The 14,633-nt window shown below is 62.7% G+C and carries 14 protein-coding genes; all 14 read right to left on the bottom strand.

All coding sequences use genetic code 11. The features are described 5' to 3' along the window. Positions 1-78: 78 nt before the first annotated feature. Genes nuoN through JQ628_RS03865 form a run of 14 tightly spaced genes read right to left on the bottom strand, consistent with a single transcriptional unit; the run spans position 79 to position 14,625 of the window. Positions 79-1,515, bottom strand: coding sequence for an NADH-quinone oxidoreductase subunit NuoN (gene nuoN, locus JQ628_RS03930; protein ID WP_212219601.1), 1,437 nt, complete (start codon positions 1,513-1,515; stop codon positions 79-81). 10 nt (positions 1,516-1,525) lie between these two features. Further along, positions 1,526-3,034: an NADH-quinone oxidoreductase subunit M gene (locus tag JQ628_RS03925; protein ID WP_212219598.1), complete on the bottom strand. Its 1,509-nt coding sequence runs from the start codon at positions 3,032-3,034 to the stop codon at positions 1,526-1,528. Continuing rightward, positions 3,034-5,097, bottom strand: coding sequence for an NADH-quinone oxidoreductase subunit L (nuoL, locus tag JQ628_RS03920; RefSeq protein ID WP_212219594.1), 2,064 nt, complete (start codon positions 5,095-5,097; stop codon positions 3,034-3,036). Before nuoL ends, JQ628_RS03925 begins: the two co-directional genes overlap by 1 nt. Positions 5,098-5,107: 10 nt before the next feature. Next, a complete protein-coding gene (gene nuoK / locus JQ628_RS03915) occupies positions 5,108-5,416 on the bottom strand; it encodes an NADH-quinone oxidoreductase subunit NuoK (protein WP_212219591.1) in 309 nt (102 codons plus the stop codon). Next, a complete protein-coding gene (locus JQ628_RS03910; protein ID WP_212219588.1) occupies positions 5,413-6,051 on the bottom strand; it encodes an NADH-quinone oxidoreductase subunit J in 639 nt (212 codons plus the stop codon). The genes nuoK and JQ628_RS03910 overlap by 4 nt, the downstream gene beginning before the upstream one ends. Before the next feature lie 9 nt (positions 6,052-6,060). After that, positions 6,061-6,555, bottom strand: a complete 495-nt coding sequence (nuoI, locus tag JQ628_RS03905) for an NADH-quinone oxidoreductase subunit NuoI (RefSeq protein ID WP_212219585.1) — start codon at positions 6,553-6,555, stop codon at positions 6,061-6,063. Positions 6,556-6,562: 7 nt separating this feature from the next. Beyond that, positions 6,563-7,603, bottom strand: coding sequence for an NADH-quinone oxidoreductase subunit NuoH (gene nuoH / locus JQ628_RS03900; RefSeq protein WP_212219582.1), 1,041 nt, complete (start codon positions 7,601-7,603; stop codon positions 6,563-6,565). A gap of 10 nt (positions 7,604-7,613) precedes the next feature. Continuing rightward, on the bottom strand, positions 7,614-9,689 hold the full coding sequence (gene nuoG / locus JQ628_RS03895) for an NADH-quinone oxidoreductase subunit NuoG (RefSeq protein WP_212219579.1): 2,076 nt from the start codon (positions 9,687-9,689) through the stop codon (positions 7,614-7,616). A gap of 4 nt (positions 9,690-9,693) precedes the next feature. After that, positions 9,694-11,019 (bottom strand): NADH-quinone oxidoreductase subunit NuoF, encoded by a 1,326-nt coding sequence (gene nuoF / locus JQ628_RS03890; RefSeq protein WP_212219576.1) that lies wholly within the window; start codon positions 11,017-11,019, stop codon positions 9,694-9,696. A gap of 18 nt (positions 11,020-11,037) precedes the next feature. Next, a complete protein-coding gene (locus JQ628_RS03885) occupies positions 11,038-11,202 on the bottom strand; it encodes a hypothetical protein (RefSeq protein ID WP_249127477.1) in 165 nt (54 codons plus the stop codon). Between the two features lie 47 nt (positions 11,203-11,249). Continuing rightward, complete coding sequence (gene nuoE, locus JQ628_RS03880; RefSeq protein ID WP_212219571.1) at positions 11,250-11,861, bottom strand: NADH-quinone oxidoreductase subunit NuoE; 612 nt, start codon at positions 11,859-11,861, stop codon at positions 11,250-11,252. 12 nt (positions 11,862-11,873) lie between these two features. Then, a complete protein-coding gene (locus JQ628_RS03875) occupies positions 11,874-12,821 on the bottom strand; it encodes an FkbM family methyltransferase (RefSeq protein ID WP_212219568.1) in 948 nt (315 codons plus the stop codon). Further along, positions 12,821-14,011, bottom strand: a complete 1,191-nt coding sequence (locus tag JQ628_RS03870; RefSeq protein WP_212219565.1) for an NADH-quinone oxidoreductase subunit D — start codon at positions 14,009-14,011, stop codon at positions 12,821-12,823. The genes JQ628_RS03875 and JQ628_RS03870 overlap by 1 nt, the downstream gene beginning before the upstream one ends. A 2-nt stretch (positions 14,012-14,013) precedes the next feature. Further along, positions 14,014-14,625 (bottom strand): NADH-quinone oxidoreductase subunit C, encoded by a 612-nt coding sequence (locus JQ628_RS03865; protein ID WP_212219562.1) that lies wholly within the window; start codon positions 14,623-14,625, stop codon positions 14,014-14,016. Positions 14,626-14,633: the final 8 nt, after the last annotated feature.

Raw genomic sequence — 14,633 nt, 5'->3', positions numbered from 1 at the left:
AAATCCGGCTGGGCCTTGATGTTTATTTTGGGCATGATCTTTTTCCGAAAACCGGGCTCCACTTTTCGGGATCATGCCCTAGAAAAGCGACTTCGCCGCTGCCGTAGCGACGCTGACCAGCGGTCCCGGATAGACGAAGAAGAAGATGTTGAAGAGCCCGGCCACGGCCAGCACCGTGCGCAGCTCGACACGCATCGGATCGAGCTTGGGCAACGGCTCGTCGAAGTACATCACCTTGATGATCGACAGGTAATAGAACGCGCCCACGACGCTGGTGAGCACGCCGATCACCGCAAGCGTGAACAGGCCCGCCTTGATGGCGGCGACGAACACGTACCATTTGGCGAAGAAGCCCGCGAGCGGCGGAATGCCGGCCAGCGAGAACAGCAGCATGGCGAAGAAGAACGCCAGCAGCGGATTGGTGCGCGAGAGCCCGGCAAAATCGCTGATGTTCTCGACCGCCTGGCCGTTGCGCTTCATGGCGAGGATGATGGCGAACGAGCCGAGCGTCATCGCCACATAGATCGCAATGTAGATCAACACGCCCTGCGCGCCCTCGACCGTGCCGGAGGCAAGACCGACCAGCGCAAAACCCATATGGCCGATCGACGAATAGGCCATCAGCCGCTTGATGTTCTTCTGGCCGATCGCAGCGAACGATCCCAGCGCCATCGAGGCGATGGAGACGAATACGACGATCTGCTGCCATTGCGGCACGATGCCCGGAAACGCCGTCAGCGTCACGCGGGTGAACACGGCGAGCGCGGCGACCTTGGGCGCAGACGCGAAGAACGCGGTGACCGGCGTCGGCGCCCCCTCATAGACGTCGGGCGTCCACATATGGAACGGCACGGCGGAGACCTTGAAGCAGAGGCCGGCGAGCAGGAACACGATCCCGAACACCACGCCGACGTCACCGGTCTTGGCCGCCGCCGCAATACCGGTAAAGGCGACGGTGCCGGTAAAGCCATAGATCAGCGAAGCGCCGTACAGCAGCATGCCCGAGGACAATGCGCCCAGTACGAAGTACTTCAGCCCGGCTTCGGTCGATTTGGCGTTGTCGCGGTTAGAGGCGGCGACGACGTAGAGCGCCAGGCTCATCAGCTCCAGCCCGAGATAGAGCATGATGAGGTCGCCGGCCGAGATCAGCACCATCATGCCGAGCGTCGAGAGCAGCACCAGGATGGAAAACTCGAAGATCCGGCGCGACGGATCGGACAAGAATTCCGATGACAGGATCAAGGTGGCGGCCGAGCCGATCAGCGCGAGGACCTTCAGGAACCGGGCAAAATCATCGACGATGAAGCTGCCGCCGAAGGTGACGTGCTTGCCGGCCGGCAGCGACAGTACCAGCACGCCGGTGACGGCAAGGAGCACGACCGCAAGCGTCGTGATCAGGCGCGTCGTGCCCTGCCCGCGATAGGCTCCTAGCATCAGCAGCAGCATGGCGCCGACCGCGAGCACCAGCTCCGGCAGCACCGGCAGCAACGGATATCCTGCGCTCTGGAAGCTCATGGTCGAGGCCTTACTGAAGAAGCGCGGCTGCCTTCACGGCAGTCACGGCGGTGTTGTAGTTGTTGACGAGCTGCTGAACCGAGGCCGCCGACATGTCGAGCACCGGCTTCGGATAGACGCCGAACAGGATGGTCAGCGCCACCAGCGGGAACAGCGTCAGGCATTCGCGGAACGTGAGATCCTTGATGCTGGCCAGCGACGGCTTGGTCAGTGCGCCAAACACCACCTTGCGGTAGAGCCACAGCGCATAGGCGGCCGACAGGATCACGCCCAGCGTGGCAATGACCGCGGTCGGCAGAGAGACCTTGTAGGTGCCGAGCAGCGTCATGAATTCGCCGACGAAGCCGCTGGTGCCGGGCAATCCGACATTGGCCATGGTGAACACCATGAACACGAGCGCATAGAGCGGCATGCGGTTTACGAGGCCGCCATAGGCCGCGATCTCGCGGGTATGCATGCGGTCGTAGACGATGCCGACGCAGAGGAACAGCGCGCCGGAGACGATACCGTGCGAGACCATCTGGAACACGCCGCCGGCGACGCCCTGCATGGTGCCGGCGAAGATGCCCATGGTGACGAAGCCCATATGGGCCACCGAGGAATACGCGATCAGCTTCTTGATGTCGTCCTGCATCAGCGCCACCAGCGAGGTGTAGATGATGGCGATGACGGAGAGCGAGAAGATCAGCGGCGCGAAGTCATGCGATGCCAGCGGGAACATCGGCAGGGAGAAACGCAGAAAACCGTAGCCCCCCAACTTCAGCAGGATCGCGGCCAGCACCACCGAGCCCGCGGTCGGCGCTTCGACATGCGCGTCGGGGAGCCAGGTGTGCACCGGCCACATCGGCATCTTCACCGCGAAGGAGGCGAAGAACGCCAGCCACGCCCAGGTCTGCAGGCCGCGCGGCACGGCGGTGTGCATCAGCGTCGGGATGTCGGTCGTGCCGGCGTTCCAGTACAGCGCCATGATGGCGAGCAGCATCAGGACCGAGCCCAGCAACGTGTAGAGGAAGAACTTGAAAGAGGCATAGACCCGGCGCGGGCCGCCCCAGATGCCGATGATCAGGAACATCGGGATCAGGCCACCCTCGAAGAACAGATAGAACAACACGAGGTCGAGCGCCGAGAAGGTGCCGACCAGCAGCGTTTCCAGCAGCAGGAACGCCATCATGTATTCGCGCACGCGGCTGGTCACCGACCTCCAGCTCGCGATGATGCAGAACGGCATCAAGGCGGTGGTCAGGATCACGAACGGCAGCGAGATGCCGTCGACGCCCATATGGTAGGTGATGCCGGTCGCGAGCCACGACGTTTTTTCAACGAACTGGAAATCCGCGCTCGACGGATCGAAGCGCCAGACCAGGATCAGCGAGATCGCGAAGGTGACGAGCGTGGTCCACAGCGCGATCCAGCGCGAATTGCGCCGCGCGGCTTCATCTTCGCCGCGGTTGAGATAGATCACCAGCGCGCCGATAACCGGCAGGAAGGTGACGACGGAAAGGATGGGCCAGGTGATCATTACCGGCCTCCGTAGCCGAACATGAACCAGGTGATGAGTCCGGCGACCCCGATCAGCATCGCGAATGCGTAGTGATAGAGGTAGCCGGTCTGGATTTTTACGACGTTGCGGGTGACGTCGAGCACGCGGGCCGACACGCCGTCGGGGCCGAAGCCGTCGATGATGTAGCCGTCGCCCTTTTTCCAGAGCTGGTATCCGATCCACTTCGCGGGACGGACGAAGATCAGCTCGTACAGCTCGTCAAAATACCATTTGTTGAGCAGGAACTGGTACAGCATCGGCTGCTGAGCGGCGAGTTCGTCGGGCAGGTAAGGCCGCCGGATGTAGAACAGGTAGGCCACATAGAGGCCGATAAGCATCATGACGGTTGGCAGATGGGCCAGCCATCCCGGAATGTGATGCATTTCCTCGATGATATGCGGATGCATCTTTATCGAACTGCCGAAGAATTCTTCCACGCCGTGACCCGCAAACACTTCCTTGAACGGGAAGCCGGAGAGGATGGAGCCGGCGGCGAGGACGCCAATCGGGATCAGCATCCAGAGCGGGCTCTCATGCGCAGCCTCGTAGTGCTCGATATCATGCGGCTCGCCAAAGAACGTCTTGAAGATCAGACGCCAGGAATAGAACGACGTCAGCAACGCCGCGACAACCGTCAGGATGTAGGCGTAGGTTGCGAACGGATTATGCGCGGCATAGGCGGACTCGATGATCGCATCCTTGGAGAAGTAGCCCGCGAAGAACGGAAACCCGGTCAGCGCCAACGTGCCAACGCACATGACGAAGAATGTGAAGGGTATTTTTCGCCACAGGCCGCCCATGTTGCGGATGTCCTGCTCGTGGTGCATCGCATAGATCACCGAGCCGGAGCCGAGGAACAACAGCGCCTTGAAGAAGGCGTGGGTGAACAGGTGGAACATGCCGACCGAATAGGCCCCCGCTCCCATCGCCACGAACATGTAGCCGAGCTGCGAACAGGTCGAATAGGCGACGATGCGCTTGATGTCGTTCTGCACGAGGCCAATGGTGGCGGCAAAGAACGCGGTGGTGGCGCCGAAGAACATCACGACGGCCTGCGCGTTCGGCGCCAGCTCGAACAGCGGCGACAGCCGCGCCACCATGAACACGCCGGCGGTCACCATCGTCGCGGCATGGATCAGCGCGGAGACCGGCGTCGGGCCTTCCATCGCGTCCGGCAACCAGGTGTGCAGCAGGAACTGGGCCGATTTGCCCATCGCGCCCATGAACAGCAGGATGCAGGTCAGCGTCAGCGCATCGGCGTGCCAGCCGAAGAAGTTGATGGTCTTGCCGGTCAGGCCGGGCGCTGCACCAAAGATGGTCTCGAAGTCGACCGAGCCGACCAGCATGAAGATCGAGAAGATGCCGAGCAGGAAGCCGAAATCGCCGACGCGGTTGACGACGAAGGCCTTGATCGCGGCCGCGTTCGCCGACGGCTTCTGGTACCAGAATCCGATCAGCAGATAGCTTGCAAGGCCCACGCCCTCCCAGCCGAAGAACATCTGCACGAGGTTATCAGCCGTCACCAGCATCAGCATCGCGAAGGTGAACAGCGAAAGATACGCAAAGAACCGCGGCCGGTACGGGTCTTCGTCCATGTAGCCGATCGAGTAGAGGTGAACCAGCGAGGAGACGGTGTTGACCACCACCAGCATCACGGCGGTCAGCGCGTCGATCCGCAGCGCCCAGGCGACCTGCAAGTCGCCGGAATTGATCCACGGAAACAGCGGAACACGCGCGCTGTGGTGCAGGAAGCCGACATCGACCAGCGCGACCCAGGACAGCGCCGCGGAGACGAATAGCAATCCGGTCGTGATCAGCTCGGCCGCGCGCGATCCCGCGGCCGCTGGTTCGGAGACGTGGTGGTCGTCATGGCCGTGATCGTCATGCACATGGTCGTCATGAGCGACGGACGCGTGGGCGTGATCGTCATGATGATGCTCGACCTCGTCACCGCTCGGGTTGCGCGCATGCGCGCCATAGATCGAGATCAACCCCGCGAGGATGGCGCCGAGCAGCGGCAGGAATACGATTGCCTGATACATGCCCCTGCCCTTAGCCCTTCATCAGATTGACGTCTTCAACCGCGATCGAACCGCGGTTGCGGAAATACACGACAAGCACGGCAAGGCCGATCGCGGCTTCCGCGGCCGCCACCGTCAGCACCAGCAGCGCGAACACCTGGCCGACGATGTCGCCGAGGAAGGTCGAGAACGCCACCAGGTTGATGTTGACCGCGAGCAGGATCAGCTCGATCGACATCAGGATGACGATGATGTTCTTGCGGTTGAGGAAGATGCCGAGGATCCCGAGCGTGAACAGGACGGCGGCGACCGAGAGATAATGTCCGAGACCGATGGTCATTTCACCCACTCCGCCGCGTCCGCGTCTTGCAGGCCCTGGCCCGAGGCGACTTTTCGCACGGCCATCGCCAGTTCCGGCGTTCGCGCGTTCTGCACATTGATGTCCTGCCGCTTCACGCTCGCCTTGTGGCGCAGCGTCAGCACGATCGCGCCGATCATCGCGACCAGCAGCACGATGCCGGCGATCTGGAAGTAGTGGATGTATTTCGTGTACAGCACGAGGCCGAGCGCTTCGGTGTTGCTGACATTGGCGGGAATCGCCGCCGTGATCGATTTCGAAACGCTCGGGTTGATCACCCAGCTTCCGCCGATCAGCAGCAACTCCGTCAGAAAAATGCCGCCGATGACGAGGCCGATCGGCAGGTACTCGATGAAACCTTCGCGCAGCTCGGTGAAGTCGACGTCGAGCATCATGATCACGAACAGGAACAGCACCGCGACCGCGCCGACATAGACCACGACCAGGATCATCGCCAGGAACTCGGCGCCCATCAGCACGAAGAGCCCCGCGGCGTTGACGAAGGCGAGGATCAGGAACAGCACCGAGTGCACGGGATTGCGCGAGACAATCACCATGACCGCCGACGCCACGCAGACGCCGGCAAAGAGATAGAAGAACAGCGCGGGAAGGATCATGCCCTCACCTCACCGGTACGGCGCGTCGAGTTCGATCGCCTTGGCGATCTCGCGCTCCCAGCGGTCGCCATTGGCGAGCAGCCTGGCCTTGTCATAATAAAGCTCCTCGCGCGTCTCGGTCGCGAATTCGAAATTCGGTCCCTCGACGATGGCGTCGACCGGACAGGCCTCCTGGCACAGCCCGCAATAGATGCACTTCACCATGTCGATGTCGTAGCGCACGGTGCGGCGAGTGCCGTCGTTGCGGCGCGGGCCGGCCTCGATGGTGATGGCCTGCGCCGGGCAGATCGCCTCGCACAGCTTGCAGGCGATGCAGCGCTCCTCGCCGTTGGGATAGCGGCGCAGCGCATGCTCGCCGCGGAAGCGCGGCGAGATCGCTCCCTTTTCGAACGGATAGTTCAGCGTCGGCTTCGGCTTGAAGAAATAGCGCATGGCGAGGAAGAACGCCGAAACGAATTCGGACAGCAGCAGCGAGCGGGCTGTGGCGTTGATGTTGACACTCATAGCGACCTCATTTCGGTGCAAGCCCCGCGAATTGCAGCACGGCTGCGACGACGACCACCATCGCCAGCGACAACGGCAAGAACACCTTCCAGCCGAGCCGCATCAATTGGTCGTAGCGGTAGCGCGGCACGATCGCCTTCGCCATCGCGAACAGGAAGAACATGAAGAACAGTTTTAGCGCGAACCAGATGATGCCGGGCACCCAGGTGAAGGGCGGATAGGGAAGCGGCGGCAGCCAGCCGCCCAGGAACATGATCGTCGCCAGCGCGCACATCGTGGTGATCGCGACGTATTCGCCGAGCATGAACAGCAGGTACGGCGTCGAGCCGTATTCCACCATGAAGCCGGCAACCAGCTCCGATTCCGCTTCGACGAGGTCGAACGGCGGCCGGTTGGTTTCAGCGAGCGCGGAGACGTAGAACACCACGAACATCGGGAACAGCGGCAGCCAGTACCAGCCAAGCAGTCCGAACTTTGTGTTCTGCGCCTCGACCACCGCCGACAGGTTCAAGGAGCCCGCGCAGAGCAGCACGGTGATGATCACAAAGCCGATCGAGACTTCGTAGGACACCATCTGCGCTGCCGAGCGGAGCGCGGCCAGGAACGGGTATTTCGAGTTCGACGACCAGCCGGCCATGATGATGCCGTAGATCGACAGCGACGAGATCGCGAAAATGTAGAGGATGCCGACGTTGATGTCGGAGATCACCCAGCCCAAATCCACGGGGATCACGGCCCAGGCGGCAAGCGCCAGCACACAGGACACCAGCGGCGCCAGCAGGAACACGCCCTTGTTGGCGCCGGCCGGAATGATCGGCTCCTTCAATACGAATTTCAGGAGGTCCGCGAAGGATTGCAGCAGGCCCCAGGGGCCAACCACGTTGGGGCCGCGCCGGATCTGCACCGCCGCCCAGATCTTGCGGTCGGCGAGCAGGATGTAGGCGATCGCGATCAAGAGCACGACGAGCAGCAGCACGCTCTGCGCGACCATGACGATCAGCGGCCAGAGGAAGCCGGTCCAGAAAGAGCTTGCGAAGAAATCAGCCATCAGCTCACGCTCACTCCGCTGCCGTCAGCATCCGCCCGGAGGCGAGGCGCGAACATTCCGCCATCACCACTGAGGCCCGCGCGATCGGGTTGGTCAGGTAAAAATCTTCGATTCCCGGCCTGAACGCCGCCTTGTCGACGCTGCCGCCCCTGGCCGCAAGCGCTTTGACGTCGCCCACCTTGCCGGCTTCGATCTGGTCGAGCCGCATCAGATGCGGATGGGCCTTGAACAGCGCCTGCCGCAACCCGGCCAGCGAGTCATAGGGCAGCTTCTTGCCGATGACGTCGGACAGCGCGCGGATGATCGCCCAGTCCTCGCGCGCTTCGCCGGGCGGGAAGGCAGCGCGGCTCGCCATCTGCACCCTACCCTCGGTATTGACGTAGATGCCGGATTTTTCCGTGTAGGCGGCACCCGGCAGGATGACGTCGGCGCGGTGCGCGCCGGCATCGCCGTGGGTGCCGATGTAAACGACGAACGTGCCGTCCGGCACCTTGATCTCGTCGGCGCCGAGCAGGAACAGCACGTCGAGGGTTCCGAAAGCCGTCATCTGCGCGATGCTGAGACCGCCGGCGCCGGCCGAGAAACCGATATCGAGCGCGCCGGTGCGGGAAGCCGTGTCATGTAGCACGCCAAAGCCGTTCCAATCGTCCTTGATGGCGCCGACATCGACTGCGAGTTTGGCGGCCAGCGACAGCACGGCCGCGCCGTCCGGACGCTTCAGGCCAGCGGCGCCGACCAGCACGATCGGATGCTTGGCGTTCTTCAGCACGTCGGCGAAGGAGTGCTTGCCGGCAGCCAGATCCTTGAGGGAATCGGTGCCCGCGCCGATCTGCTCGAAATCGTAGTTGAGGTCGGCGTTTGCGCCGATCACACCGATCTTGAGCTGGCCGCTCCGCCAGCGCTTGCGGATGCGGGCGTTCAGGATGGCGCCTTCCTTGCGCGGGTTCGATCCCACGATCAAAAGCGCGTCGGCCTGCTCGATGCCGGCGATGGTCGGATTGAAGATGTAGGAGCCGCGCCCGGCCTTGGGGTCAAAGGCGTCGCCGCCCTGCACGGCCATATTGGCCGAGCCGCATTTGGCCAGCAGCTCCTTCATCGCGAACATGTCTTCGACCGCGGCAAGGTCGCCGGCAATCGCGCCGATGCGCTTGCCGTGGATGCCGCCGGCCTTCGCCGCGATCGCCGCAAAAGCTTCCTGCCAGGACGCCGCGCGAAGCTTGCCGTTCTCACGGATATAGGGCCGGTCAAGCCGCTGGGTGCGCAGGCCGTCGACGACATGGCGGGTCTTGTCGGAAATCCATTCCTCGTTCACGGCCTCATTGACGCGCGGCAGGATGCGCATCACCTCGCGGCCGCGGGTGTCGACGCGGATCGCCGAGCCGACGCCGTCCATCACGTCGATCGACTGGGTCTTGCCGAGCTCCCAGGGCCGCGCCGCGAAGGCGTAAGGCTTTGAGGTCAGCGCGCCGACCGGGCAGATGTCGACGAGGTTGCCTTGCAGCTCCGAAGACAGCGCCTGCTCCAGATAGGTCGTGATCTCCATGTCCTCGCCGCGGCCGGTCGCGCCCATTTCCGGCGTCCCGCAGATCTCGGCGGAGAAACGGACGCAGCGCGTGCACTGGATGCAGCGGTTCATCGAGGTCTTGACCAGCGCGCCCAGATATTTGTCCTCGACCGCGCGCTTGTTCTCGGCAAAGCGGCTGGTGTCGACGCCATAGCCCATCGCCTGGTCCTGTAGGTCGCACTCACCGCCCTGGTCGCAGATCGGGCAATCCAGCGGATGGTTGATCAGCAGGAATTCCATCACGCCTTCGCGTGCTTTCCTCACCATCGGAGAGCGCGTGGAGATTTCCGGCGGCTCGCCCTTCGGTCCCGGACGGCAATCGCGCACGCCCCAGGCGCAGCTTGCCACCGGCTTCGGGCCGCCCTTCACCTCGACAAGGCACATCCGGCAATTGCCGGCGATCGACAAGCGCTCGTGGTAGCAGAAACGCGGAATCTCGGCGCCCGCAGCTTCGCACGCCTGCAACAGCGTGTACTCCGCGGGAACATCGATCTCTTTGCCGTCGATGATGAGTTTGGTCATGCCTCTACTCCGCCGCGACCATGTTTACGGGATCGCGGATGCCAATATCGTCGATATCGGCCTTGTGCGAATATTCGCTGATGCGTTCTTCGATCTCGTGACGGAAATGCGCGATCAGGCCCTGGATCGGCCAAGCCGCCGCATCGCCAAGCGCGCAGATGGTGTGGCCCTCGACCTGCTTGGTGACCTCCAGCAGCATGTCGATCTCGCGCTTGTGGGCGCGGCCTTCGGCCATGCGGGTCAGGACGCGCCACATCCAGCCGGTGCCTTCACGGCAGGGCGTGCACTGGCCGCAGCTCTCATGTTTGTAGAAATAGGAGATGCGCGCAATAGCCCGGATCAGGTCGGTCGACTTGTCCATCACGATGACGGCCGCCGTGCCGAGGCCGGAGCGCAGCTTCGAGAGGCTGTCAAAATCCATCGGCGTGTCGATGATCAGTTCAGCCGGCACCATGCGCACCGACGAGCCGCCGGGGATCACCGCCTTCAGATTGTCCCAACCGCCGCGAATGCCGCCGCAGTGACGGTCGATCAGTTCGCGGAAGGTGAGCCCCATCGCCTCTTCGACGTTGCAGGGGCGCTCGACGTGGCCGGAAACGCAAAACAGCTTTGTGCCGACATTGTTGGGCCGGCCGATCGCGGCGAACCAGGCCGCGCCGCGGCGCAGGATATCGGGCGCAACCGCAATCGATTCAACGTTGTTGACGGTGGTCGGGCAGCCATAGAGGCCGACGTTGGCCGGGAATGGCGGCTTCAGCCGCGGCTGGCCCTTCTTGCCTTCGAGGCTTTCGAGCAGCGCCGTCTCCTCGCCGCAGATATAGGCGCCGGCGCCATGGGCGACATAGAGGTCAAATGGCCAGCCGTTGACGTTGTCCTTGCCGATCAGCTTTGCCTCATAGGCCTGATCGATCGCGGCTTGCAGGTGCTCGCGCTCCCGGATGAATTCGCCGCGCACATAGATGTAGCAGGTGTGCGCATTCATCGCGAAGCTCGCGAGCAGACAACCCTCCACGAGGAGATGCGGATCGTGCCGCATGATCTCGCGGTCCTTGCAGGTGCCGGGCTCGGACTCGTCGGCGTTGACGACGAGATAGCTCGGCCGCCCGTCGGTCGACTCCTTCGGCATGAACGACCATTTCAGCCCGGTCGGAAAGCCCGCCCCGCCCCGGCCGCGCAGACCGGAGGCCTTCATTTCGTTGATGATCCAGTCGCGGCCCTTGTCGATGATCGCTTTGGTGCCATCCCAGGCGCCACGGCGGCGCGCGCCCTCGAGGCCCCAATCGTGGAGGCCGTAGAGGTTCTTGAAGATGCGATCCTTGTCCTCGAGCATGACCAAAACTTCCCGGGATCAACGTTTGGATTGAGAATAGGCGAGCCCGGCGGCGCACCCGCCAAAGGTCAGCGCCCACAACAGGGCGGATTCAAGCGAAGCGTTCAGCCCGTAGCGCTGTAGCAGGAAAATGAACGTGGCCGCGGCCACGGCGTGAAGGATCATCAACTGCCATGTCTTCATCGCAGCGGCCCTCCTCGGCCCGCTCGTTTGCAAGGTGCGACCGGGCATCACGTCACTTCCTTCAGCGTGGTCGGTCCGCCCACCGGAGCGGAGAACTGACGGTCAACTTGCGGGCCTGGTTTTGGCGGATTGCCCGATGCAAATCCGTCCAGCACCTTGCCGAAAGTCTCCTTGGTCAGGTCCTCGTAGGTATCTTTCCAGATCAGCACCATCGGCGCGTTCACGCAGGCCCCGAGGCACTCGACCTCCTCCCAGCTGAAATTGCCGTCCTTGGAGAGGTGGAAGGGATCGTGGTGGATGCGGCTCTGGCAGACTTCGATGATGTCGCCGGCGCCGCGCAGCCGGCACGGCGTGGTACCGCAAACCTGGACGTGGGCCTTCTTTCCAACCGGCGCGAGCTGGAACATGGTGTAGAAGGTCGCGATCTCCAGCACGCGGATGTAGGGCATTTCGAGGAGATCGGCGACTGCACGGATCGCGGCTTCCGACACCCAGCCCTCGTGCTGCTCCTGCACCCGCCACAGGATCGCGATCGCAGCCGAGGCCTGACGTCCCGGCGGATATTTTGCGATCTCCTTCTTCGCGAAGGCGAGGTTTTCATCCGTGAACGTAAAGCTCGCGGGCTGGACTTCCTTCGGGGCAAGGCGGCGGACGGACATCTCTTTAGACTTTCATTGCAAGCGTGCGTTCAGCGCGCTGATGCGGTCTTGCCAGAACGCACTTGCAGTACCGAACACGTTGTAACCGACATTGGCGGAAACCTTGATGCGGTCGAGGATCGACAGCTCTTTCACGGTTTCCATGCGATTGCTGCGGGGATCATACACAATCAGTTTCAGCGGTGTTTGCTCGAGGATAAAGCGCGACACCGTGTGCTGCGGATCGTTACCGTGCTCCTCGCACAGGATCACGCTGTCCTCCTTGAGGAGCCGCGCGCCGCCCTTGATCGCCTCGATCTCGACGCCCTCGACGTCGAGCTTGATCAGGAATTTACCACCCGCCGAAACCTTGCCGTCATCGAGCAGGTTGTCGAGCGCGATGACGGGCACTTCCTCGCCAGCATCCTGGCTTCCGGCGATGCTGAAGGCCTCGTGCTTGGCGCCGGAGAGACGCGCGGTGCCGCGGCCGGCGCCGATCGCGCACTTCATCACATCGAAGCGGTTATTGTTGATCCTGGCATTGTTCGCGAGCTTCGGGAAATTCGCCGCTGACGGCTCGATCGCAATCGCCCTGTGCGAGCCGTACGGCTTGCTCGACACCAGCACCGACCAGTATCCGTAATTCGCGCCGCAATCGAGCAGCGTGTAGTCGACATCGGCAGAAGCGTGGAACAGAAGGTCAAGTTCGCCTTCATAAGAGAACGTGCGATTGAGCAGCTTGCTCCAGTAGCCGTCGCCGTACGGGAACGCGAATTTCGCATCCTCGTTCAGCTTCATCTCGATGTCGCGCTCGGGAAGCGCCTTGCGCAGCAAATTGGCGCAGCCGTTGTAGCCGCGATGCGAAAAGTTCGACGAAATCTTCGATCCCATCGTCAACGCGACGGCGGCCAGCCTTTCCCATGCGTTCGCGCCCTCCAGCACGCCGGAAGCCCGATCAAACTGGATGGGCGGCATCGACATCACCGGTCGACCTCTCCGAACACGATATCGAGCGAGCCGAGAATCGCGGAGACGTCGGCGAGCAGATGGCCCTTGCAGATGTGGTCCATCGCCTGGAGATGCGCAAAGCCCGGCGCGCGGATCTTGCACTTGTAAGGCTTGTTGGTGCCGTCGGAGACGAGATAGACGCCGAACTCGCCCTTCGGCGCCTCGACTGCGGCATAGACCTCGCCGGCCGGCACATGAACGCCTTCGGTGTAGAGCTTGAAGTGATGGATCAGCGCTTCCATCGAGCGCTTCATCTCGCCGCGGCGCGGCGGCGCGATCTTGTTGTCCTCGACCACCACCGGCCCCTGCCCCTCGGGCTCGCGCAGCTTCTGGATGCACTGCTTCATGATGCGTATGGACTGGCGCATCTCTTCCATGCGGATGCAGTAGCGGTCGTAGCAGTCGCCGTTCTTGCCGATCGGGATGTCGAAATCCATCTCGTCGTAGCATTCGTAGGGCTGCGACTTGCGCAAATCCCAGGCTGCGCCCGAGCCTCGCACCATCACGCCAGAGAAGCCCCACTCCCAGGCTTCCTTCAGCGACACCACGCCGATGTCGACGTTGCGTTGTTTGAAGATGCGGTTGCCCGTCAGCAGGGTTTCGAGGTCGGCGACCACTTGCAGGAACGGATCGCACCAGGCTTCGATGTCGTCGATCAGTTTGGGCGGCAGGTCCTGGTGCACGCCGCCGACGCGGAAGAACGCCGCATGCATGCGCGAGCCGGAAGCGCGCTCGTAAAACACCATCAGCTTTTCGCGCTCTTCAAAACCCCACAGCGGCGGGGTCAAGGCGCCTACGTCCATCGCCTGCGTGGTGACGTTGAGCAGGTGCGACAGGATGCGGCCGATCTCGCAATAGAGCACGCGGATCAACTGCCCGCGGCGCGGCACCTTGATGCCCAGCAGCTTTTCCGCCGCGAGGCAGAAGGCATGCTCCTGATTCATCGGCGCGACATAGTCGAGCCGGTCGAAATACGGAATCGCCTGTAGGTAGGTCTTCTGCTCGATCAGCTTTTCGGTGCCGCGGTGAAGCAAGCCGATATGCGGATCGACGCGGGCCACTACCTCACCGTCCAGTTCAAGGACGAGACGCAGCACGCCGTGCGCCGCCGGATGTTGCGGTCCGAAATTGATGGTGAAATTGCGAAGATTTTGCTCGTTCATGGTCAGGCCTTCGGCTCTGCCTTCTCATCGCCGGGCAGCGGATAGTCCGCGCCTTCCCATGGCGAGAGGAAATCGAATTTGCGGAATTCCTGGTTGAGGCGCACCGGCTCGTAGAGCACCCGCTTCTCCTGGTCGTCGTAGCGCACCTCGACGAAGCCGGTGAGCGGAAAGTCCTTGCGCAGCGGATGGCCGTCGAAGCCGTAGTCGGTGAGCAGCCGCCGCATGTCGGGATGGCCGATGAAGATCACGCCGTAGAGGTCATACGTCTCACGCTCGAACCAGTCGGCGCCAGGGAAGACGTCGATCAGCGAGGGTACTTGCGTCGTCTCGTCGGCCTCCGCACGAATGCGGATGCGCGTATTCAGGGTCGGCGACAACAGATGATAGACGACGTCGAAGCGCCGTTCGCGGCCGGGATAGTCGACCGCGGTGACATCGGTGAAATTGACGAAGCGGCAGGACGGATCATCACGCAGGAATTTTGCAACCTCGACGATCTTCTCGGCCTGTACACTCACCGTGAGCTGGTTGAACGCGATCGAATGGCCAATCGCGGCGCCGGGAAGCGCGCTAACAATCGTCTGCCCCAAGGCGTCGAGCTTGCCGTCGTCCATTTCCGTGA

Source organism: Bradyrhizobium lablabi, assembly GCF_018129385.1.
In the GTDB taxonomy this organism is placed as follows: domain Bacteria; phylum Pseudomonadota; class Alphaproteobacteria; order Rhizobiales; family Xanthobacteraceae; genus Bradyrhizobium; species Bradyrhizobium lablabi_C.
Note: the sequence above shows the minus strand (reverse complement) of the source record. Positions and strands in the feature narration are given on the sequence as shown.